A 25,102-nucleotide genomic window follows, 5' to 3' on the forward strand; every position below is an offset into this window, starting at 1 on the left:
TTTTTCCGCCTTCCGTACCTTCTAGATATCGTTTTACTGCTTGTATTTTATCTTTTGAAGAAAATTTAGCCATAAAAAATGCACCTCCAATTGTTAGTTATGTGTCTAACAATTGGGGTGCACTTCATATTCATAGGAGTCTTTTTATACTTCTACGTTGCTTTTTAAATGGAAGCATTCTTCCCTGCTTCAATTTCTAATGACTCTTCATGCCACCAAAGTGTTTCTTCAGGGTCTTCTTTAGCGATTAGGTGTGCTTCTTTTTTCGTTTCTACTGTAGGATATGAACCTTTTAGCGCACGCCCTGAAGTCGTAACGAATAGTACACTAAATACAACTAATCCAATAATACTTACACCTGCTAAATAAAATGCCGGTGCGAGCGGGTTACCAGTTGCATGAACTAAGTATGAACATACGAGCGGTGTTGTTCCACCGAATATCGATACAGAAATATTAAATGAGATCGAAAGTGCTCGATAACGTACATCAGTGAAAAAGAGTGATGGTAATAATGAAGGTAATGTTCCTTCATATACACTTAAGAAGAAACCTAGTACGAAAATACCTGCAAATATAGCTGCAATATGTCCGTTACCTATTAGTAAAAATGCTGGAATTGCAAATACAGTTAAACCAAGTAAACCAATTTGCACAACGCGTTTATTACCAATTTTATCACTTAATTTACCGAAATATAGTGCTAGTGGAATCATAAGTGCCATCGTAATAGAAATAATTAATAAGCCTGTTGTTTCTTCGACTTTAAGTACTTGAGTTAGATAAGAAGGAATATACGAAAGAATCATATAATTTGTAATATTAAAGAAGGCGACAATTACTGTGCTTAATAAGAAGTCTTTTTTGTGATATTTAATAATATCCATAAATGAAAATTGTTCATTGTCTTCAGATTCCTCTTGTGCTTTTTCCATCTCTTCAAAGATTGGAGATTCATCTAGATGACGGCGTAAGTATAAACCGACCAAACCAATTGGTGCAGCTATTAAGAACGGAATACGCCATCCCCAGCTGAGCATTTGCTCATCTGTTAACAATAACGTCAAAATGGTAACAATTACCGATGCAGCAATGTAACCTGAGAGTGTTCCAATTTCAAGACCACTACCGAGTATACCACGCTTTTTATCTGGAGAAGATTCTGCGATATAAACCATTGCTCCTGAATATTCGCCGCCTGTAGAGAAGCCTTGAATCATTCGGGCAACTAAAAGTAGTATTGGTGCCCATACACCAATTTGTTCATAGGTTGGTAGTAATGCGATGAATAATGTAGAAAGTGCCATTAAAATAATAGTAGTACTTAACACGATTTTTCGGCCGTACTTATCTCCTATTCTACCAAAGAATACACCTCCGATTGGTCGAACGAGAAAGGCTGCTGCAAATGTACCGAATGTAAGTACAAGTTGCAATCCACTATTATCAACACCTGAGAAGAATAATTGACTTAAAATTACCGCTAAATACGCGTATAATCCGAAGTCAAACCACTCCATTGCGTTCCCTATACCAGTAGCAATTACTGCTTTCCTGGCTTGTTTAGGATTGACAATATTAACGTCTTGAGGTTCAAAATTTAAATCATTATTTTGTTGCATATAATAAAACAGCTCCTTATTTAATTTAACTTCTTTAAGCACACCTTCTCTTATTGAATAAAATTAATTCGAAGCACTTAAGGAAAAACAACGTCTCCTTATCTGTTATTATTATTTCACATAATTAATTATTTGTCCAATTAAATGCTCTTTTTATATAAAATTAAACCCTGTTTAACTTGTTATAAAATGACGTTTAGCTTATATAATATATACCTTTACACTACAAATGAAACTTTCATTTATTTATATTTATAACGTTTCTATAATTGCTTCCTCTAACTTAGAAATCAGTAACTTTTACTTAAGATTTGCATATATTTAAAAAGTGAACTCATTAACTCGAATTCTGTTTTATTACATTTAACTATAATATTATTATAGTTTTAAAGGAGGCTCTTTTATGTTGGAAATAATACTTTTACTTACTACTGTTTCTTTTCTCTTCATTATTTCTGGATTTTTCATTACCTTAAAACAATATAAAGAAATAAAAAATATAAAGACTATATTAACTACAAAAAAAGAAAATGAGAAAACTACATCCGAAAACTCAATCCCTATGCAATTAGACCTTAGCGTTCTCAATAATTTACTCGCGTCTGGAATAAATAAAGGTTCCAATTCAAGTAATGAAAATTCTAAGTCTGATAAAACTAAATAGTCGTTACGTATATAATAAAATATATATCTCCTATTTTATCTAACCTTATTAATAACTACCTCTGATTAAAAAGGAGACTACTTATGTGTAAAAATCCGATTTCTATTATTATTCGTATACAGCATAACATAAAAGTTTTACCTGAAATTTTGAAAGCCTGTGAACAACTACAGCCTTTAGAAATTATCCTTACTATTAACGGATGTATCGATGATTCCATTGATATTGCACAATCTTACAATTGTAAAATTATCACATTAGAAGAACCGACAGAATCAAATAATTGTTATGTAATTGGTGCCAAAAAAGCAAAAGGTAAGTACCTCTTATTTTTAGATGCAAATTACAATATCCCCCCTTCCTTACTTAAACAATTTCTTCAACCATTACTAGATAAATCAGCTGACTTAGTATTAAACAATTTAGATGATTTTTTTTATCAAAAGCAAAACCCAACTATAGAAATGATTTGGCAGCAAGTTACGAATCATTTCTTTCATCGTCCAGATTTACATGTTAACTCACTATTATTTCCTCCCTACGCGGTAACAAAGGAAATTCTTGAAGCAATTACTCCAGAAAGTTTATTAAATCCGATATTAGCACAAATGAAAATTATTAAAAATAATTTTCGCATTAGCAATCATTTTAAAATTTCTATACCGCAAATTCCCTCCTTCCCCTCAAAACAACTCATTCGTTATCACCTAGAAGCAATTGAAAATTGGGTAAATATATTACAAGATTCAAGAGGAAACTATACTGATAATAATCGAAGGCGGGATATTATTTTAGAACTTCAAAACGGCGAACAAAGAGCTATATCCAAAATAATTACAGGTAAAGAGTTTTATTCAAATACTTATGGAAATAAACAATTATCCATCATTATCCCTGTTCAAAATGAAGAAAAAACGATAGAATCTATCATTTTTGAGGTGCAGAAATTAAAACCTTTAGAAATCATCATTATTGTTAATGGATCAACAGATAAAACAGAGGAATTGGCGAAGAATTGCGGTGCAACAGTTATTACTTACAAAGAAGCACTCGGCATTGATACCGGACGTGCCGTTGGTGCATATTTTGCAAAAGGTGATATATTATTATTTATTGATGGTGATTTCTTAATTCCTAGTTCTGATTTATTACCATTTGTACAATCTGTTCAAAATGGAACCGATTTAGCTTTAAATAAATTAGAGCACTACTACATGTATCGTGTTCCTTATACTATCGTAACTGCATGTAAGCATGTTGTTAATTTAGCATGTAATCGAAAAGATTTAGGTATGGGCTCCACAACTGCTGTCCCTCATGCTTTTAGTCGAAAATGCATTGATACAATTGGGTTTGCTTCTCTTCTTTCACCAACCTTAAGTCAAGTTAAAACAATTTTAGCAGGATTGCATGTACAAAATGTTCATTCTATCGACGTTGACAAGATAAATCGAGTTCGACCAGAAAAACACTTCTCGCAGGAAGGCTACCTTTCATTAGCAACGCAACAAATCATTGGTGATCATATAGAAGCAATTTCTTACCTCATCGAACAAAAAAAGAAACACTGAATGCTTTTAATTGTATATTCTTACCACCAAATAATATATGAATTTATTTTAAATATATAGCAAAATAAAAAAGATGGTTGTAACCATCTTTTTTATTTTTACATTAGATCAAAAGAGAAGTAGCAGGCAGGCTTTTCATTTCTGTATCTTTCTTAAGAAGTTTGAAAATAGAGGCTTGTTAATGAAGAGTCAACACTTAAATCATCTTTTAGTGCAATTGAGAAACATGCAACTAATGGTAAAGTAATAACAATTGATCCACTAGGACTAATTACAATAGTAGGACTTGTCCCACATGTGCCTCCACAATCGACTACTGCATCAATTCCACTACCAGGGGTAATTGTAATTTTAAGACACACATCTAAACAAACATTATTCGTAGTACATGCCATAACTCTCCCTCCTTTCTTTTAACAATATATGCAGTTAATCAAATTCGGACACGACTCTCTTACTAAGTCTTGTAAATTAGATGCTATTTTACTATTCGTTTTATAGGCAATTAACGTTTGATTAAACTATCTAAATTAACTAAGAAACTCAAATCATCTTTCACTGCAATAGAAATACATGCGATAAATGGTATTACATTAAAATTAGACAAACTTTCATCATTGCACCTTACGAATATTTCTGCGCCACCATTTGGATTGACTTTAGTTTCTAAAGAAATATTAAAACAACTTTTATTGATGCAAGACAAGATATTCCCTTCTTTCTTATATCTAATATCTATTTATCCAAAAATAAAAATACAACTTTATTTACCCTTTACCTTCCATACTTAAAATAAAAAAGATAAAAGCTTCTTCATATATAAAGAAGCCTTTACCTTTTTGTTACTTGTTCATTTACTATCAGTCAGTGAAACATGCTCTTCACTTGTACCTGAGCTAAAAATAATAAAAATTTTTGATTTTAGTTTCATTGCAATACTAAATATCGTCAAGTTGCATAAATGAAATGTTTAAGTTACTCATTCAATAGACAAATTTACCTTTTAAAATAAATCTTTAAAATCCTTATTCTTCAATAAATATGAAAGTCCTTCTAAATGATCCCCAGTAATTCTCAATACAGCTGGTGGATGTCCTATCGTCGCAAAATGCTCTTGTGGCCGAATACGATTTGGTTTCATTACATCTACAAAATGGACACATCCGACTTTATACCCTTCTAATATTGCCTTTACTTGTGCAACACACGCTGTGTGAAGAGTGTCCCAGCCAATTCCCTCTAAACATTTTCTACTAATAGCATGGGGAACAGCAATTGTAGATCCTACCCCTAAATCTTTACGGTTACAAGCAATATTCAACATATATTTATATAAACTTACAATATATAGAGGAAATCTAAGATTTAAATTTAAATCATTTAAAACCATATCAACACCATCCGCAACAGCTTGCGTTAACGGATGAAGATCTTTTGCTGGAATAGCAAAATCAGCATCAATAAAGAGAAGTATATCCCCTGTGGCTTCTTGTGCACCAATTGCCCGTCCTACATCATGCCCTAATCTTTCTTCATAAACAATTACTGTTGCCCCTGATTGCTTAGCGATTACTTCTGTCTGATCTGTTGACCCATTAATGACAACAATTATTTCTTTCGGTTCAATTTTTCTTGCCTCAAGAATAACTTCTTTAATCGTTGATTCTTCATTTTGTGCTGGTATAATAATTGATAACTGTTTTCCATTATAAATTGATGAATTCATTCCCCATCCTTTATGGAAACGTGAATAATTCTTTTGTTTTTTTAACTGCTCTATAATTTCTCTTTTTCTTCCTCCATCTGTATAGTTACCTCTATCATCTTTTCGTTGTAACCAACTCTCCAAAGCTTTTATATTTTCTTTAATCTCATATACTTCTAATTTAGTTAATTCATTTTTATAGAAAGAGGTTTCGTTTGCGGGCATATTATTCAAGGAGGTGTTAGTGATGGCTGACGAGGATTGTAGTCGCCACCCTTTCTCAATAAGAGTGACTTGGGACAGAATAGGGTTCTGCAAGATATCATATCCAATGTCTTCAATTGCTTTTTTAGTAATAGCATATGGCATAGATAACATCGAATCATATTTTAAATCCATACGCCCCAATACATCGTTTACTATTTTTCTATACACCATAGCAATACTTGGCCATTCTACTCTCATCTTTTCAAAACATACGGAGTCTATGTTATTTAAGATTACATCCTGTTCCTTTTTCAGTATCGGTTCTATAAATCGCTCTAATTCTACCGAAAAAATAACATCTTCCCCATCTAAAAATAAGACTACATCACCATTGGCGATTTTTGCCCCATGAACTGGTGCTTTCCGTTTACTTTTCTCCTCAATCACAACAACGTTACTTTCAACAAATGTTGGTATAGATTGTATCGCACTCATTCTATCATCAGCTACAATAATAATTTCTATTGGTTTTATATGCTGCACTTTATTTAAAATTTGATTCAATTTTGATTTTTCTTCTCCTAAAACTATAACGACTGATAGGTCCACTTCTTTTTGTTCTTCTTTTACAGTCTGATTAGGTTTTACTTTTTTTATATATTCAATTGTTTCACTCTTCCCTACAGCTGCATGTCCTGCTTTTTCATCAAAATATAAGTCAATTATAATTTGATTTACTTCCGTGTCTTTATCAAGTTGCTCTAATTCGGAAATAAATGGTAGCAAATGATTTTGCACATCAAATTCACACGCGAAATTTTGCAAAAAATAAATATTCGGTACATATTTAATGTGATTAAAAAATTTCACAACATTAATTCTTTCGCCAAATTTCTCCTCAACTTCTTCTCTTGATAAATTTGGATAAGACAAATCGAAAACTAGATTTATTGGTACAGGTATCCATTTTAATAAATTTGTTTGAGGATTATTAATTAAAGCTGTGGAGCCCTTAACGAATCCAGCTAAAATTAAAGACATAAATCCTCCCCCGGAACTGCCATAAAACAACACATTTTTCGAATCAACTTTTAACTTTACAAATACTATTTCTAAAATATTTGCTATATCTTGTAAATAAAATCTATTTAACTCTCCCTGTCCCCAGCCTAAAGATAATTTTCCAAGATATAACGTAGGGTCATTATAATATATAACAGTATCTTCAAATTCATCCATCCAAGAATGTCGATGAAAAATAGGTGGACCAATTGGCTGTTCTTGAAACCCACCTGCTCCGGATCCAAAAACAATAGTGTTAGAAGCGTCGGGCTTAATACGAATTAAAAATTCATACGTTACTTTATCCCAATCAACCTTGAGTATAAATGGTTCTGTAATTTGAAAATCCATTTGCCATAATTGTTCATATGAAATGTTAATTTTTTTGTACTGGTCTAACAGTTTAATCACCCTTTCCATCTATTTCAAGATGTTCTATTAAGTAAGAGAGAGCTTCAACGTGATCACCAATTATTCTTAATACTGCCGGAGGATGTCCATTGTGACTTACATTCTCCATTAAACGAATTCTATTCGGTTTTACAACATCAACGTAATGTACACATTCTACTCTATACCCTTGTAATATAGCTTTTACTTGTGCAAGACTAGGGCATAGTAAGCTTTCCCAGCCTATTGCATCTAAACATGATCTACTCATAGCATGTGGAATTGCTACTAATGAGCCATTGCTTAATTCTGGACGATTATATGCTAAATTAAGCATATATTTTACGACGTCTACAACATAAAACGGAGGATGTAACATCGGATTCAAATCATTTAATGCTATGTCTACACCAGCTGAAACTGCTTTTGTAAAATGATGCAAATTACTTCCTGAAACACTAAAATCACCATCAATAAATAAAAGAATATCTCCTGTAGCTTCAAGCGCTCCAATAGCACGTCCAACATTATGACCAAGTCGTTCGTTATATTCAATAATAGTAACACCAAGTCTTTTAGCAATATTAGCCGTTTGATCTGTCGAACCATTTACAACGACAATTATTTCTAGTGGTTCTATTTTTCTCGCCTCAAGTATTACTTGTTCTATAGTCTCTTCTTCATTTTGTACTGGTATAATGACAGAAAGTTGTTTCCCGTTATAAATTGAAGAATGCATTCCCCAGCCTCGATGATACGAAGGATACTGCTTGCTTTCACCTAATCTTTGAATAATATCTCTTCTTTTTCCTGCATCAGTAAAACCTACTCTTCTTCCCTTTTTCTCTATCCATTTGGATATACCAATTAAATATTTTTCCACTTTCTCTTTTTCATTTTCTAATAATTCTTTTTTAAATAAATACCCTTCTTCTTCTTCTAACATTTCATCTTTAGATAACGTTCTTATTGCATATTGATTGTTAATCCGCCAGCCTTGATTCACTATGTTCATATGAGCTAGAACGATATCTTCCATATAATTAAAGCCGATGTTTCCCACTACTTCCTTCGTAAGCGCATATGGTAACGAAAGTATTGAATTGCTTTTTAAATCTGGTCGACTTAAAATTTCATTTAACATTTTTCTCCATACAATATCCATATTTGGACATTTATCAACTTCTATAAATTTATCTATTTTGTTTAATACTACATCAGCCTGATTTGTAACGACTGGCTCAATAAAATTCTTCATTTCATTTGAAGATAGTAAAAAATTACTATCTACAAATAACAATACATCTCCTTTTGCTGCCTTTACAGAAGCTTCATACCCATCATAATACGTACTATATTTATCCATCAAAACAATATGGCATTTATGTTTCTTTGCTATTTCATACAAATTACTTCTATCGTTAGGAACGAAAATTATAATTTCAAGAGGATTTAGCTTCCATATAGATTGAATTGACTCTTCTAATATTTGCTCTCTTTCACTATACAAAATAATAACCGTTAACGATTTCATTACACGCCCCCTTTACACATCATGTGACATAAAATATTAAGTATTACCATTTCCTGTGAATTCGCTACTTTATTAACATATTCAAAAGTGAATTATACTGTGTAAAAACAACCGTCTATTTTTGAAAATATAAGTTCTGCACTTACCTCTTTTCTCTTATCATTGTTTGTTACAACTCTCACCATTTAAAAATAAAAAAAGTCCTAATTTCTTTAGGACTCTTTTAAATAAACTTATCAATATTATTAATTTTATATACTCCCTTTTTCCATGTTATACCGCGATCTTTTGTAGTAAATATTTCTTTTTTATTACACGCCCAACCTTTACGCCGATTAAAAAAATGCAAACAAAATACATTTTTTAATAATGGATTGCTTGATACTTTAATCCATTTTGCTCCTTTTTTTATTATTTGATACACACTCCCATTTTCACTATTTATAACCCAGCCATAATAGGAACTAAAAAACGAAATAGCCACTTTACTAGTATTTATTGTTTTATTTGAAATATGCCACGAATTCCCCTTATCAAATGAGTAATTCATTAAAAATACATCATCATTCATTTTAGTTGGTATTACTAATAAGTTATTTTTATAGATTGCTTTATAAGCCATAGCAGTCCCATTATTAATTCCTTCAAGACTTGGAATATCTTTTATAGGATGCCAACTTTCCCCACCATTTATTGTTTTAAATACCGTTGATGTTTCATAATGTTTTTGTAGTGAAATAAACCCAATTAGATCGTTTATAAATGTTATTCCTGAAATACTATCACTAATACTTATATTTTTTATTATTTTCCATAATTTCCCTTTCGTTTTCAAATAGTATAAATTATGTTCAAATTTATTTGATGCAAGCTTTCTAGATAATACAATCCATATACTATCCATATTCGTAGCATGCAATTGAACTTGAACATCAGTCGATTTCTCCCAATCTTCTTCAACCGGTAAAATAAACTCACTCCATCTTTCTCCTCTATTAACTGTATAAAATATAGCTGGCAATAAATCGTCATTCTTTTTTGTTAAACCATATGCCCAAGAGCTTCGAGCGTTTATTGGATACCCAAATAATACAATTGAATTAAGAGGATTGACAATATCCCATTCTACTCCTCCGTTTCGAGTATATAAGATAGCCTGCTTTTTATTTGTATATTGAATACTAGCCCAACCATATTTATCCGTTCTCATTTGTAAAGAAGTAAATTGAATATCATTATTTTCCAATATATCACCTCATTCTTATTATTTATATATTCGTATGCTATTATTTTCAAAACGTTCTATCATTAGTTATTTAAACCACCCGCTTTATCTACTATCTTTATACTTACTTTCCCTTTTCTTCACCACTCAAATATAACGAAATTCCTTCTATTTTTCCGTTATCATATACAAACGACTATATTTTACAAAATTCAACTATAAAAAATGCACCCCAATTGTAAACTATCCCCAACAATTAGAGTGCACTTTATATAAAATATAGCTTTTAATTTTTAAGCACTTACTACAGTAGCAACCTTATCCATACAAGTAATAAATTGAGTAATAAATGTATCAATTTCTTCTTTTGTAATTATATATGGAGGAAGTAAACGGATGATATTCCCTTGTGTTACGTCAACTAATATCCCTTTCTCCATTAGCTCTACCTGTAATTTTTTCACATTTTCATTTGTATCATTTAAACTAATTCCAAACATCATACCAGCATGACGTACTTCCTGAATATAATAAGAGTTTTCTTTCTGAATTTCTTGTAATTTATCATTTAAATATAGTGACTTTTCATACGCTTCGTGCATTAAACCATCTTCAATCAATGTGTTTAATACCGTTAACCCTAAAGCCGTTCCCATTGATGAATGAGCAAACGTTGTCCCGTGATCTCCTGGTGAAAATACATCACATAACTTTTTGCCTACAATAATTCCTCCTAGCGGTATCCCGCCTCCTGCTCCTTTACCAATTTGAATAATATCTGGTGTAATATTAAAATTTTGATAAGCAAATAGTTTTCCCGTTCTACCCATACCACTTTGAACTTCATCAACGACAAGATGTACATTATATTTTTCACATAAATATTGAACACCATGTAAATATTCACTTGATAAAGGATAAATTCCTCCACTTCCTAAAACAGGCTCTAGCATAATCGCAATTGGTTTTTCTTTAATAATAGTCTCCTCTAATTGGTCTATATTTTCGCGCTCTACTTCATATACAGGAATCGATGTTTTAGGGAAATTTTGATATACACTTTCTTGTCTCGTAAAATGAAGTGCCCCTAACGTACGCCCATGGAAACTATTCTTCAGCACTACAATTCCTTCACGTTCTTCATTCGTATTAGCTCTATATTTATCAATTAATTTCAAAGTTGTTTCTGTCGCTTCCGTACCAGAGTTTGTAAAAAAGACCTTTCCGTTTTTTAATGAGCAATCCACTAATTTCTTTGCATATTCAATCGCAACTGGATTTAAAAAATGAAACGGCAGATGCAACGATTTTGTAACTTGTTCCATTGTCGTTTGTACAATTTTCGGATGATTATACCCTAATACATTCACTCCCACTCCAGAAAATAAGTCTACATACTCTTTACCATCTACATCATAAAGCTTGCACCCTTCTCCTCTTTCTATCGCAACCTTCGTACGACAATACGTAGACATCATATATTCTTTATCTAATTGAAACCAATCCGACATGTTAAATTCCTCCTATTTATTTTCCCTGTTTATTTCTGTTCATTCTCTATAAACTCATGTATAAATTCATTTTTCAGATTAAAATTTTAATAGTAATTTTCTTCACGATATTCATTTTTCCATAATTTCTTCTATTTCAACAGGTCCACTACATACACGTTTTTTTCATCTAGCGGTCTGTTACTACTTTGCATATCATACATAATCAAGATTATAAAATCATATTTAGTAACAATAGACGAAATAAATTTGGAGGCTATATCGATGAATGAAAACTATGATAAACAGGGGCGATCTTTACTAGGGAATCACTTTAATAAAAAAGGCGAACGTAATGAACAAGCTACCCTTCACTCACAAACAGTTGGTTCACGTGGACCTGTTCTAGAGCAAGATAGTGTACTTCACGAGACGTTACAAGAATTTATTCATGAAAAAATTTTAGAACGACCTGTTCATGTAAAAGGATTTGGTGCGTTCGGTTATTTTCAAACGATATATTCGATGTCTGAACATACTAAATTAAGTTTTTTACAAAATTCTAATGAGAAAGTTCCTGTTATGGTGCGATTTTCGTTAGCTGTTAGTACGAAAGGAACACCGGATACTGCTAGAAATGTACGCGGTTTTTCTACAAAATTTTATACAAAAGAAGGCATTTTTGACCTTTTATGTAATCACATTCCTGTTTTTTCTGTCCGTGATCCGATGCGTTTCCCTGAAACGATTCAAGCATTATTGCCTTCACCTAAAAATAACTTAATAGACCCTAATAGATTTTGGAGTTTTGTCGCTAAAGCACCTGAATCTATTCATTTTGTTGTCCGTTTATACTCTAATAATGGTACGGCCAAAAGTCTTCGCCACATTCCAGGACATAGTGTTAATACATATGTATGGAGAAATGCGGAAGGTAATCGAAAGTATGTAAAGTATCATTGGTACCCGTTTGAAGGTGTACAGTACATTACTAGTAAAGAAGCAATTAAACTAGCTGCCGAAAATCCTGATTATAGCGGGAAAGATTTATATGATGCTATTGAAAATGGTAAACCAGTGGAGTATGGTTTATACGTCCAGCTCATGGATCCGAAAGATGAAGCGCACCTTTCTTATGATCCTTTAGATGACACAAAAGTATGGGATGAACAGACGTATCCTCTCATACCAGTCGGGAAAATGGTATTAAATAAAAATCCTGAAAATTTTATGGAACAAGTAGAAAAAGTCGCATTCTCTCCTTCTAATTTACTGGATGGTGCAGAACTATCAGATGATAAAATGCTGCAAGGGCGCGCTAACATTTACAGTGATTCACAAAGAAGAAGAATTGGTCCAGAATTTCGCAAATTAACGATTAACCAGCAGCAAGATTGGACACCTGCTAATCAAATTACAACCGGTGAAGGAAGGTACGTTGAAGGTAAACTTGAAAGAGCTTCTATAACGAAACAGGATGACTTTACACAAGCTGGTGAATTTTATACGAAGTTACAGCCAATAGAAAAAGAACATCTCGCCGAAAACTTAGCTAGTGATTTGAAAGTTATATCCGATGATATTAGGGAGATCGTTTTGGGGTATTTCAATCAAGTATCAACTGATTTGAAAACAAGCATTGAGACAAAAATGAAAGAGCATTAAGAAGATTAAAACATGCTTTACGAATGAGAATTCAGATGTATATTAATTATTTTCTTATCAAAATCCAATGAGGTTATTTAATTTAAAAATATAAAGCCAACATATCCCTGTTCTATAATTAGAACAGGGATATGTTGAATTAGTTTAATGTTTAACATTAAATACTTTATTTCGCTACAAAATGTAATAAGTAGCCTTTCAAAACAAACTATAGTAAACTATTTTACTTGTACCGTATAATTCCCTGTTCCACCACCATACTTATATACACTTAAGTAATATTTCCCTGGCTTTGCATTATAATTTCCAAGCAATTTGTTCCCATCACGTTTTGTTGCATAAGCTACATAATTATTTAAATCTGATTCAGAATATAATACCCAGTTCAATCCAAGATTTTGTTCGTTCGTAACAGAAATTTGTAAATCTTTTTGATCCTTTACATCAATAACAAATTTATCCCCCTGATCTTGATCGCTCAAGGTTCCTCTTAACAAAATATTCAAAGATAGTGGGTTTGCTGTTTCAAATGAATTATTCGGTTCTTTTTCTACAGCCGTACCTTCTTCCGTATTCACTCCGCTAAACACAACATCATATTCAAATTGCCCAGCATTATTTACACGGTAATTTACAAAATAAGCAGTCAATGTTTTATATCCAGTCCACTCTTTTCCTAAAAGACGTTTCAACATATCATTCGTTGCTTCATTCATCACTTTCCAGTCCTCAACTTCTCCTTTAGCCGCACTTCCTGTATATGTCCCCTGTAGTGTAAATGTATTAAAGAATTGTGATTTATTCTTTGTTACTTTCACATCTTTTAATTTCGCTTCATTCGTAATATCTGACGTAACGTCCGAAAGCGATTTTGGATCATGCTGAGTTAAATACTCATCTGATACTTGTGGAATTGTATACTTATCACGATTATCAATAAGCATTTGCATATAAGATTGATATTCTTCATTTAACTTATTATCTTTGCTTAATGTAGCACGGTATTCATCGTAACTTGAAACATCATTTGCGCGAATTAAATCATGTACTTTATCGAACATTTCTGGGCGCTTATTATACATATATGATTGCAGTGCAAACGAATAATTATAAAAATCCCACGTTCCATATTTCGCATTTAATGTTTGTGATGCTGTATAACGTTTTGCAGGATCATTAGATAACCCACCAATTATACTTTTTCGTGGTACTACACTATCTAATCGCGTTGCACCTGCAAAGAACTCTGCATTCCCTTCTTCAAACCATGTTAAACGTTCATTTTGATACATTTCCCCTTGGCCCCATAATCCCTGAACTTCGTACCTTCCCTGTAAGTAGTGCGTAAATTCATGGCGGAACAATTCTTCCAGACTATAAATACTTTGCTCTGGTGTACGTTCATATGTAAAGAAAGTCCCTGTCCCTTCAATATAAATCCCACCATTATTCGTTTCATATCCGTACAGTTGACGATTAAATTGATACTCATCTGGGCTATTATAAATAACCATCGTTAACACATCATCAGCATGTCCACTTTCAAGTGGTTTATCGCTACCAACTGTACGATAAAATTGAGAACGCACCTCTTTTGCCGCCCAGTATAGACGTTTAATTTTCTCTTCGCTAACTTTATCCCCAGCTTTAAAGACAATTGCACCATCATCAAACGTATACGTTTTCGGTAAATATTTCTTTTTACCCTCTTCTCGAATTTGATCTAAATTTACAGTTTTTCCATTCGCATCTATTCCTCCATAATTTGTAGTAATTTGTTCTGCCGCAACAAAGTATTGCTCTCCTAAATATGGATAAATTCGCATTGCATCTGTAACAACTTGTTGTCCTTTTGTGGGCGTGCTATGAAGCTTGCCCAATCGGCCAGCATAGTAAATTCCATTATTAATTAACCATCCGTTTTTATTTGTTACTGTACCAAGTAGTGCAAAACGATTTATTTCATTAATAAAGTTATCAATATTTCGAAACCACATCGTATCTTTTGGCTCTTTTCCAGTCGTGTACATATCCGTCTGAATATCAAAGTCAATTCCCTTCATCAACTCATATATAGCGTCTCCTTTTGTTCGGTCTTCAATGAAAGTTGCAAGATTATCGTTATATTGTTTAAAAATTTCACCTGCATATAAAACCGTTTCAACATCTGCTGATGCATTTCCAATTAATTTTCCATATGATGCAATTACTTTATTTTGTTCTGATGTACCAAGTTTGAAATTTGGATTTTTTGCAATTGTTTTTAAAGCTGGTAAACATTTATCATGGTAGCTACGCTCATTTAGTTTGCTTAATTCATCATGGTAAAAACCTAAATAAAACGCTGCACGTAGAGCTTCTACTAATGTTTCAATCCCTTTTGAATCATCTTGCGTATAAGCTTGTCCTTGTTCTGCTAGTTTATTAATAATCGCTTGCATTCGGCTATCATCTTGATAGAATTTAAGACTATCACTATTAAACTGAAATAATTCTGGAATTTGATACCATTTAATTGTCACAAGAAGGTCAGTTAATTGTTTATTATTTAATTGATTTAACTCAGCCATCGAATACTTTTTTTCTTCAGCTAACGGCTTAATATTATCGGTTGGTGCTAGTGGACGCTGCGATAAATCCGCTAATTTTAACCGTTTTGTAAAAGATTCATTTTCTTGTACTTTTGAAGGGTGCGCCAATTCATCAACAGATTTCTGTATTCCTACCGGCTCCATTTGTAATACGTTCTTCACATTTTTCTCTTTTGTCTCTGCTTGAATTTGCAAACCATTACATGTTATTGTCACTAGTCCAACACCAAGAATCCACTTAGAAATTTTCGAATATTTAACCATACCATTGCCCCCTAATGATTTAAATGAAAATTCAGAATTTTAAAATCAAAAAAACCCACTTATTTGTATGTATTTACAGTTCCCCTATAAATACAACTATGATTAATAATGCAATAGTAGCTTGTTTTATACTATTACGAGTACAGATTCCTTACATACAATCTCCCTTCCTTACATGTAATACAAGCAAAAACCGTGCCAATCATATTTCTTATGAATAGCCAACATTCTTTTATAAATACTGTAGAATAAAATATACATAGGTGTTTCGGCAATGTATAAATCATTTGACACAAAATCTAATGTTTATGAAGAACAAATTCATTGAATGTTATAAATTCATTAGGCAGTAAATAATCCCCAATTATTAAATCTCTCAAAAAAAGGTAAACAAACATATTCCATAAAGCTAATATGTTTGTTTACCTTTTTCTATTTCAAATCAACAGCAAAATATCGTTGAATAAAAACAGCATGAATAAGTATTTTGTTATTCATTTCTCTTTTTCATATAATCTTTTTCACATTGCAACGGCTTAAATTTCACTTTTTTCCCTTTCTTCTTTTTCGTTTTTATAACGAGCCATTCCCCTTTTTCAACGTCTAGTTTTAGGCGTTTCATTACATTGATATTATCTTTTTCTTTATAAAGTAAAAATGCTTCTTGCGCCCTCACAAATAGGCTGGGCTGTTCGCTAAATCCACCACTATCATAAATTTTAGTTAGCGAAGTATAATAAGAATCATTTTCCTTTCCACCATACATCAAATGAGCAGCCTCCAGATTTCTTTTACTTACTTCCCAAAAACTATGTTCATCAATATTTAAATTAAATGTGGATTTAATGTCCTGTATTATATTCTTCACATACTTTTCATCTCTAACTTTTCTTTCTTCGAGACAATCCGAAGATAACTCTGGTACATCTGATTGGGAATGTACAACGTGTTGTATCGATACACACAGAATAAATACGCTTAAAATGTAAAATATTTTTTTCATATTTACATATCACCTCAAATGATTTAGATACTATATCATTTGAGGCTTACAATATTCTTATGCTAATAATAAGAAAGATCCTATAAAATAAAATTTTTATAGGATCTTTCCTTTTAATATTGCTTTATCAAATTCACGGGTGGGGCAACTACCTTACTACTTTTCACATCATATAATCCTATAGGTGTTACTCGTATAAAAGGCAAGTGCGTCGCAGAAAAGAATAAAATTGTAAATGCTGGATCATCATACGCGTAGCCACGCTCTTGTAGTAATTTCACCATCTGTTTCTCTTCCTGTATTAATTCTCTCATTTTTAAATTAGACATAATCCCGAGCAATGGTAATGCTATTTCGTGTAACACTTCATTGTTTTCTACTATGACCATTCCACCACCGAGCTCTTTTACTCTACGAAAAGCTGTAAGCATATCTTCTTTTCTTTTTCCGATAAGAATGATGTCACCTGTACCAGAATAAGAGCTAGCAAGCCCACCTAGTTCTTTTGCAAAACCTTTCACAGCTATATTCACTTGCCAACTGCCATCACGAGCAATCATCATAAGGAAACATTCATCATGATCTGTGGACAATTCATCACAGTCTATATTGATTTCACTAGTGTATGGTTTTGTAATAACGTTATTTAATAAGTGTATCCCCGTTTTATTAGAGAAAATCATATCCTCTTTTTCTATTGACCAATCTAATGATAATGGAGTTACTTTATGTTTACTCCAGTCTATATGTAATGCCTCATGTGTATTTACACCGTCACGCTTCACCCATTTCCCCTTTGCAAGGACACTAATTGGTACTGGGTTTTCTTTACTTTCTAAAATATTGATATTAGCAATTCTACCTGTCGCAATCGAACCATGTACATGTTCCATATTATAATAGCGAGCAATATTATAACTTGCCATATCGTATGCATCTATTACTGGCACTCCTTGTTTTATCGCGGTAGAAATCATAACGTTTGTCATTCCATTCTCATAAAACGAAGGATGTGAGCCGTCTGTTGTAAAAAAGAATCTATCAAACTGCTTTACGCCTAGTTCCAACAATTCTTTCAGTAAAACTTCTAAATCTGGGCGGATTGAAGAATTTCTTAGGGAAACAGTGTAACCTTGCATAAGACGAGTGAAAGCTTCCTGCCCTGTCATCGCTTCATGATCACAATCTGTACCTAACAGTTTTAACTTCGCTAAAGTCGTTTCAGATGCACCTGGAAAATGTCCTTCTACTTTCTTCTGCAATCGCTTCGTTTCCTGCACCCAAGTTAACATTTCATCATCGCCATGTAATAGTTTTGGCCACGCTGTTAGTTCGCCGCCTTGAAGAACTACTTTATGCTTAAGCCATTCTATTATTTCTTCACGATTAAATAAAGTTTCCCCGTTTTGCAATTCAGTTTGTCCATCAAAACGACACCACCAATACATACTTGCTGGAATCTTTTCAAATTCATCTAATAAACGAAATGCTTCTTCACGCTTTAATGTGAAAAATAAAGTTAAATTATCATTAATAAAAGTTGTTGTCCCAAACTGCATCGCATGATTCGCTAAAGTTTCAGGGTTATATAATTGATATGGATGTGCATGAGGTTCTATGTAACTTGGAACTACATACTTTCCATCACAATCAATGACTTCACATTCATGCAGTTGCACTGGCAGCTTTTCCCCTACATAAACAATCCGGTCATCATAGATCCAAATATTTGCTTGCATCCACTCGCGCATATAGGAATTTAAATAAGTTGCGTTCTTACATAAAATGTGCGGACTTCTTTTACCATCTATTACTTCAACATGCTCTCGTAATTGTTTATTACTCCATTTATAATGATTTTCTCCCATTGTATTCAACTCCAAATCAACTCATAATTATTTTGATTAAAACGAGAAATAATTAACTAACTAAAGATTTTCCATTCATAACTCCCCTATTGGCGCCCCTATATCCTTCATTATATTTAATAATTTTAAAAATAACAATTTTCAGAACTACATACCTTTTTTATCCAAAATAAAAAGAATGTCATGTAACTGACATCCTTTTTATTTTTATCGTAAGCATTAAGATTGATTTTCACTTTGAAATACACTTGATGCCATATCATAAATGCAACTACTGTCCATAGTTGCGAACTTAAAAAAGCACCTCTTTTAAATATAACTATAACAAAATTCCATTCACTTTCTTTTCATCTATTTATTAAATTCAATTTGCATCATTTTATTAAACTGCGGAACAATATCGACCCCACCTATAGAGTTGAGACTGATAGCCAATGTATGTTTGCCTCCAATTACTCCCCCAGCAAAAGTTGTAAATCCAGGAATTCCTCCTCCATGCCCCCAAACTGAAACACCGTTTGGAAGTTTAGTCTCATAGATTCCAAGACCGTATGCGTCACCAACCCCTTTTCCTTCTATAGGAATTGTAGTAAGCATTTCTTTTAGCTCGCGTTCCTTCAGTAACTTACCACCGAGTAAAGATGAAAAGAACTTATTTAAATCATCCGCATTAGAAATCATATCTCCAGCTGCATTAGCTAAACTCGGATTATAATAAGTAATATCTTTCAACTCGCCTGTTCCTTCCATTTTCACATATCCACGAGCATGATTCTTTCCTGGGATGACGGGTGAATTTCCTGGTAAAAACGTATTTGATAGGTCCAAAGGTTCAATAATGCGCTTTTCGATTTCTTCCGCATAACTATTTCCAGTTATTTTTTCAATAAGCATTCCTAGTATTACGTATCCTGTGTTTGAATACAACCAGTCTTTACCCGGCGAGAAATCTGGAGGCAGCGAAAGGCCTATTTTCACTATTTCTTCTGCTGTATACGTTTTTTTCGAATTCATTATGTCCGCGTCTTTTGACTTTAAGTATTCAGCGATACCACTCGTATGATTCAAAAGTTGTCGTATCGTAATTTGATTACCATCATACCCATTTCCTTGCACGAGACCCGGTAGCCACTTTTCAATTGGATCGTCAAGTTGTAAGCGCTTTTCTCCTACTAATTGAAGAATAGTCGTGGCAGTAAACGACTTCGTCACACTACCAATCCGAAAGCGATAATCCGAATTCACCGGTTTCTTTGTACTTAAGTCCGCCACGCCAGCAGTAAAACTACTAGTTTTTCCGTTGTTAGACGCCTTAGCTAATATTCCTACAGCACCAAGCTGTACTGTTTCCTGCATTACTTGTTTCCAGCCATTACGATTCTTTTGATCATGTACTTGTGACGAACTAGAAATATTTTGAGTTGACTCTGCAGTCACAGTAAAACCAGGTGTAAATAGAGCAGTACCCGCTAATAAAACTGCAAAACTTGCTAACTTAATTGAATTACATTTTTTCATAAGGCTTTCTCTCCTCCATTAATATCGGATTGATTCAAGCTATACTTTCATCCTATATGATAAATCTCTCTTTTTTCTTATCCATTCCTTACGAAATACTTACGTTTAAATTTAAATACGGTAAACTGAGGAAGAGTTATGCATGCAAATAAAAAGAGAACATGTTTTCATTTTTTATGTAAACATGTTCTCTTAAACATTTAAAATTCTATATCAACTTTTCATCCTATTCTTTACACAACTAATTTATATTCCTTTTTACCAGCCCGCACTAGCATTCATACCATTTCCAATAATAGAAAGTAATAGCGGCCATAATACTGGTCCCAATGTAAGAAATACATTTAGAAGTATGAGCATTCTATATCCAACGGTGAAATTGTGATTTTTACGATTAACAAATACTAAACTGATTAATGATATTATAGTTGTTAAAAATAATACTAACATTAGCAACCAATACCACACCATTAAACTAAGACTCCATGGTGTTAATAGCTCATGTATGATACAAAATGTGATTCCTAATACAGAAAAACTAAAACTAGTCACCGCTGTTTTTATAAGCCATTTATTTATTTTTTTATCGTATGTATTTTTACAATATAAATCTATTAAAGTATATAAAGATAAATATGCCATTAATACACCTATCCAAGACAATAACCAGTCTCCGTCCCCTTTGAATAATACGTACAGTAACCAACACATACCTACTGCTGAAAAAACAAAGGAAATAAGTATGCTTTTTAATACCGATTTCATTACATTTTCACACCCTTAAAAAATCAAAAATTAATTATGATTTATAAAAATTAAGTATAGGTTAACACGTAATGAAGTATAAGTAAATAAAGTTAATTTTATTTACCTATTTGAATACGGTTTCATATAAGAAAATAATTCATGTTAATCAAATTTCCATATAAAAAAGAAAAGGTGAATATTTATGTATCCACCTTCCCATCTCCCTCTACCCACTTCATTATTTCTTCCACATCTAAATCCGTATACGTCTTTTCACCATAACGAACAGACTCATATAACGAGATAATATCCCTTGTTCTACAAATTCTTTTTAACCATTGTTGCATCGTTTCATAGGACCTTCTCTGTTCATGAAATGGTAATGTTCTTTCCCATTCAACTAACGTTTTTCTTATCTTATCTGTCGGTAACGGCTGTTCTAACTGATGAATGACTTTTTCATTCTTTATGCTTCTTACCGCAGTTTGCTTTGTAATCAATTCTTTCTCCTGTACTATTTCTGTTTTCGTCAATTTTTTCCTAATATACTTGTAGATGGCATATATAATTGATATTGCAATTATCACATAAAAAGCTATAGTAATCCATATATTTGAAAGAACAGAAAGCACGTCACTCCATAGACTTTCTCTTTCGAAAGGTTGAAATTTTTTACCCGTTTTCGTTCTTATACCTGTATCTTCTACTTCTTCATATTCATCTTCATCTATTTTGGAATCATCAAAATTTTCACCTATACTAGTAAAGTCATAATTTCTTTCCGATATTGTCTTAGTCTTACTGAAAAAACGCTCTTTTACTATGTCCTGTACATACACAACACCTTGTGATAACGTTATCGCACTAATCGCAAAGAAAAGTATGATTAAAGTTCTTACACTCCATAACTTCACTTTCATATGCCGCTTTTTATTCACCATGACATAAGCCCCTTCTTATTCTTTCATTACAATCCATTTATTCGTTCTACTGTATTTCTTTGGTGAAGTACCAATAATTAAAGGAACCGCATCCAGTTCCTTTCGACGAAAGCCTGCTGTGTAAAAGTAAGAAGAAGATATAGGCGTATCTTGGTCTGATATCGAGGCAAGTACCTTTAATACATTTTGCAAATGTTTCCGATTATCCCCATTTTTTATATGTAGCAAACCGTTATCTTTTACACTATTGATCCATACTTCAAACGAACAGTTTTGCATAAGAAGTTGTTTGCATATACCTGCTGTTAATTCAATTAGTTCCTCTATATCATTTCGCAAAGAAACACCACTTTTATTTTGCAAGTTGAGATAAATCGCGTATTTATCACATTGTGTTCGCTCATACTTTTTCGCAGTTATCGTCCCTGTTTTCGCTGTTGCACTCCAGTGGATGGAACGAAAATCTTCATTTTCATAAGACTTTACTCCCATTACTTTCGTTTCATCATATAAGGGTGAAGACATCGCTTTTCGAAATCCTCGTGACCATTCTTGTAATTCAGGAACTTGTATTTTCGGAACAGCTGGTAAGACTAAATAAGAGGGCGTATCAACTTGTTTATATGTTATATGGTTCGTTATAAATCCAAAGAGATCAGTAATAACAATTTCAACTTCTTCCCATTTCGCGATGCCTCTTTTTAACGCTACAGCTTGCAAATCAAATGAAACTGACTCCCTTCCTTTTAAATTAAAATTCATATAATAATTTGAACCTGTACTATGATTTTTGTTTATTTCATCATGATTCCAAGTTAGCTTATTTTCACATTTAAATCGAAATACGATATTAAGAATAGGAAATATCGACTTGTTTGAAATTTTCATTTTGCACATATTCGTTTCACCTATAAAAACGTTCGAATTCCCTTGACTGTATTCCCATTCAACACGAGATACTTTACGTATATATACATGCATAGCACCTATTAAAATTACATATAAAAATACGAGAGATAAAAACAGTAGATTACTTGAAAATACACTTAAAATAACGGCTACAACTGACATAACCCCCATTACGAAAGGCTCCGCTAAAGGTGTATACACAAGCTGTTGATTCATCGTACATTCTCCACTGGCACACTAATCGTATGAAGAATTTCTTTCATAATTTGTTCTTTCGTCGTTTTCATCTCTCCCTCAATCGTTAACGTTAAACGATGAGCACAAACGGATGCAGCGAGCGTCTTAATATCATCTGGCGTACAGTAATCTCTTTCATTTAATATTGCCCGTGCTTGAATTGCTCTCATAAATGCCAACGTTCCCCGAGGGCTTACACCAATTTCAATTAACTCATGGTTACGAGTTGCTTCAATAATTTCAAGGAGATAATCTTGCACATCATTCCCTACTAACACTTCTCTTGCACGCTTTTGCATCGTAATAATTTCTTCACTTGAAATAATAGAATGTAACGTTTCTAATGGATCATTCATTTGAAACCGATTCATCATTTCCTTTTCAGCTTCTCTCGTAGGATAACCTTGGCGTATTGTGAGTAAAAACCGGTCTAACTGAGCATCTGGTAACGGAAATGTGCCCGCTGATTCGAGTGGATTTTGCGTTGCTATAACTAAAAAAGGTTCTGGTAATGAATGTGTCTGTTTCGCAATTGTAACAGTACGCTCTTCCATAACCTCAAGTAACGAAGATTGTGTTCTCGGTACAGCTCGATTAATTTCATCCACTAATACGATATTTGCAAAAATGGGTCCTAACCTTGTTTTAAAATCCGATTCCTTTACATGAAAATATTCAAGACCAATAACATCTCCAGGCAAAGTATCCGCTGTAAATTGTATTCTTTGAAATTTAGCGTCCACACTTTTAGCCAAACTTTTCGCTAATGTTGTTTTTCCTGTCCCAGGTACATCTTCTAATAAAATATGTCCCCCTGCTATTAGAGCAATGGCTGCTAGTTCTATCGATTCGTCTTTTCCTATAATAACCTTCGAAATATTATTAGTAATTTTCTTTAATGTACTCATATAGTAATCTACCACCTTTTAATTATCTAAAAATTAAGAATATATTTTTTCCAAATTATAACATGTAATTCGAAGATGAAATAGAGTGAAAATAAATCTTTTATTTTTTCTTCATTGCACGCAAAAAAGCACCTATTGTCGTATATTGACAATGAGGTGCTTAACTCACGTAATTTTCATATTGGGTATTTAACACCTTATATACATTCACTATCTTTCTATTTCACTCCAAATATCAATATCACTTTCATTTAAAATCGATTTAATTTCGTCTTTCTCAAAAACTACTAAATAATTATAAGGTAAAGCTAGTACTTGAATAATTGCAGGTTTCATTTTTAATAATTCGTAGGCGTATATGGTCTCTAATTCTCCTGATACTTCTTCATTGATAGGACCTATATACCAACCCGAATCATCTTCATCACAACCACTAGATCTTTGTAAATAAAACTCTTCTTGTTGCAACACGTCTTTCGCTATCACAATCTTATCATTAAATTTTATTAATTCCCCCTCCATATTTAATCGGCGTAAGCAATGTGATTGCTCAAGTTGTACCCATAATGCAATCGTTAAGTCTTCCGTCTTATCTTTAAAAGGATTTTTAGTATAATCCCGGGTAATAATTTGATAATACTCTTCATACTTATATAAACTATAAACAGACCATCCAATTTGTATTGAAAATCCATCTATTAATTTATCTTCTACTTTAGATAATAAATTAAATAGTGTTTCTGCATGAAAAATTAAAGGTTCTTCTACTTTAGCTTTTATATTTTTATTACCTATATTTTTGATTATTGTTTTCAAATAAATGTTCTCCACTTCTATTGAATTTGCTCACTCAATCTACATTCCTCAACTTGCCTTATATAGACTTTCGCTATAAACACCAATAATATTTCTAATATTAAAACTCTTCTCCCCACACTACTGTATTTCCTATTTCTAACTCGACATAATATTCTCGACCTT

Annotated in this window: 19 protein-coding genes; 3 read left to right on the forward strand and 16 right to left on the reverse strand. The window is 32.6% G+C overall.

The annotated features are described in order from the left end of the window. Nucleotides 1-164 precede the first annotated feature (164 nt). Nucleotides 165-1,622 (reverse strand): MFS transporter, encoded by a 1,458-nt coding sequence (locus D1166_RS28145; protein WP_001186925.1) that lies wholly within the window; start codon nucleotides 1,620-1,622, stop codon nucleotides 165-167. Between the two features lie 403 nt (nucleotides 1,623-2,025). Between D1166_RS28145 and D1166_RS28150 the strand changes: the two genes are divergently transcribed. Then, the gene (locus tag D1166_RS28150; protein ID WP_000889747.1) at nucleotides 2,026-2,286 is read left to right on the forward strand and encodes a hypothetical protein; all 261 of its coding nucleotides are present in this window, start codon (nucleotides 2,026-2,028) and stop codon (nucleotides 2,284-2,286) included. Nucleotides 2,287-2,369: 83 nt separating this feature from the next. Further along, on the forward strand, nucleotides 2,370-3,857 hold the full coding sequence (locus D1166_RS28155) for a glycosyltransferase family 2 protein (protein WP_097855449.1): 1,488 nt from the start codon (nucleotides 2,370-2,372) through the stop codon (nucleotides 3,855-3,857). Nucleotides 3,858-4,009: 152 nt separating this feature from the next. Here D1166_RS28155 and D1166_RS28160 read toward each other — a convergent pair whose 3' ends face one another. The 6 genes from D1166_RS28160 to D1166_RS28185 form a co-directional block, all read right to left on the reverse strand. After that, the gene (locus D1166_RS28160; RefSeq protein WP_000752474.1) at nucleotides 4,010-4,252 is read right to left on the reverse strand and encodes a hypothetical protein; all 243 of its coding nucleotides are present in this window, start codon (nucleotides 4,250-4,252) and stop codon (nucleotides 4,010-4,012) included. 110 nt (nucleotides 4,253-4,362) lie between these two features. Beyond that, on the reverse strand, nucleotides 4,363-4,563 hold the full coding sequence (locus tag D1166_RS32230; protein WP_002098269.1) for a hypothetical protein: 201 nt from the start codon (nucleotides 4,561-4,563) through the stop codon (nucleotides 4,363-4,365). A 297-nt stretch (nucleotides 4,564-4,860) separates the two neighbouring features. Continuing rightward, a complete protein-coding gene (locus tag D1166_RS28170; protein ID WP_118043508.1) occupies nucleotides 4,861-7,182 on the reverse strand; it encodes a glycosyltransferase family 2 protein in 2,322 nt (773 codons plus the stop codon). Between the two features lie 52 nt (nucleotides 7,183-7,234). Next, nucleotides 7,235-8,755 carry a glycosyltransferase family 2 protein gene (locus tag D1166_RS28175; RefSeq protein ID WP_097855450.1) on the reverse strand — a complete coding sequence of 507 codons (1,521 nt, stop codon included), beginning with the start codon at nucleotides 8,753-8,755 and terminating at the stop codon, nucleotides 7,235-7,237. Nucleotides 8,756-8,978: 223 nt separating this feature from the next. Beyond that, on the reverse strand, nucleotides 8,979-10,001 hold the full coding sequence (locus D1166_RS28180; RefSeq protein ID WP_097861375.1) for a hypothetical protein: 1,023 nt from the start codon (nucleotides 9,999-10,001) through the stop codon (nucleotides 8,979-8,981). A gap of 272 nt (nucleotides 10,002-10,273) precedes the next feature. Continuing rightward, complete coding sequence (locus tag D1166_RS28185; RefSeq protein ID WP_097855452.1) at nucleotides 10,274-11,491, reverse strand: aspartate aminotransferase family protein; 1,218 nt, start codon at nucleotides 11,489-11,491, stop codon at nucleotides 10,274-10,276. Nucleotides 11,492-11,755: 264 nt separating this feature from the next. Here D1166_RS28185 and D1166_RS28190 point away from each other — a divergent pair, with 264 nt between their 5' ends. Then, nucleotides 11,756-13,135, forward strand: a complete 1,380-nt coding sequence (locus D1166_RS28190) for a catalase (RefSeq protein WP_097855453.1) — start codon at nucleotides 11,756-11,758, stop codon at nucleotides 13,133-13,135. A 218-nt stretch (nucleotides 13,136-13,353) separates the two neighbouring features. Here the strand turns inward: D1166_RS28190 and colA are convergent, their stop codons facing one another. The 9 genes from colA to D1166_RS28235 all read right to left on the reverse strand — a co-directional run bounded on the left by colA (nucleotide 13,354) and on the right by D1166_RS28235 (nucleotide 24,937). Continuing rightward, on the reverse strand, nucleotides 13,354-15,990 hold the full coding sequence (gene colA, locus D1166_RS28195; protein ID WP_000241881.1) for a collagenase ColA: 2,637 nt from the start codon (nucleotides 15,988-15,990) through the stop codon (nucleotides 13,354-13,356). Between the two features lie 490 nt (nucleotides 15,991-16,480). Beyond that, a complete protein-coding gene (locus tag D1166_RS28200; RefSeq protein ID WP_000719381.1) occupies nucleotides 16,481-16,993 on the reverse strand; it encodes a hypothetical protein in 513 nt (170 codons plus the stop codon). A gap of 113 nt (nucleotides 16,994-17,106) precedes the next feature. Further along, nucleotides 17,107-18,861 carry an adenine deaminase C-terminal domain-containing protein gene (locus D1166_RS28205; RefSeq protein ID WP_000504390.1) on the reverse strand — a complete coding sequence of 585 codons (1,755 nt, stop codon included), beginning with the start codon at nucleotides 18,859-18,861 and terminating at the stop codon, nucleotides 17,107-17,109. A gap of 351 nt (nucleotides 18,862-19,212) precedes the next feature. After that, the gene (locus tag D1166_RS28210) at nucleotides 19,213-20,379 is read right to left on the reverse strand and encodes a serine hydrolase domain-containing protein (protein WP_047386394.1); all 1,167 of its coding nucleotides are present in this window, start codon (nucleotides 20,377-20,379) and stop codon (nucleotides 19,213-19,215) included. A gap of 258 nt (nucleotides 20,380-20,637) precedes the next feature. Then, complete coding sequence (locus D1166_RS28215; protein ID WP_000843835.1) at nucleotides 20,638-21,144, reverse strand: DUF3902 family protein; 507 nt, start codon at nucleotides 21,142-21,144, stop codon at nucleotides 20,638-20,640. 182 nt (nucleotides 21,145-21,326) lie between these two features. Continuing rightward, a complete protein-coding gene (locus D1166_RS28220; protein ID WP_000247507.1) occupies nucleotides 21,327-22,067 on the reverse strand; it encodes a hypothetical protein in 741 nt (246 codons plus the stop codon). A 15-nt stretch (nucleotides 22,068-22,082) separates the two neighbouring features. Then, entirely contained in the window at nucleotides 22,083-23,192 is a 1,110-nt protein-coding gene (locus tag D1166_RS28225; RefSeq protein ID WP_001075943.1) for a DUF58 domain-containing protein, read from the reverse strand. Next, nucleotides 23,189-24,121, reverse strand: coding sequence for an AAA family ATPase (locus D1166_RS28230; RefSeq protein ID WP_000105650.1), 933 nt, complete (start codon nucleotides 24,119-24,121; stop codon nucleotides 23,189-23,191). The genes D1166_RS28225 and D1166_RS28230 overlap by 4 nt, the downstream gene beginning before the upstream one ends. Nucleotides 24,122-24,331: 210 nt before the next feature. Continuing rightward, nucleotides 24,332-24,937 (reverse strand): immunity protein Imm33 domain-containing protein, encoded by a 606-nt coding sequence (locus D1166_RS28235; RefSeq protein ID WP_000848818.1) that lies wholly within the window; start codon nucleotides 24,935-24,937, stop codon nucleotides 24,332-24,334. Between the last annotated feature and the right edge of the window lie 165 nt (nucleotides 24,938-25,102).

It is taken from the genome of Bacillus sp. ISO11 (assembly GCF_003458115.1).
GTDB classification, from domain to species: domain Bacteria; phylum Bacillota; class Bacilli; order Bacillales; family Bacillaceae_G; genus Bacillus_A; species Bacillus_A cereus.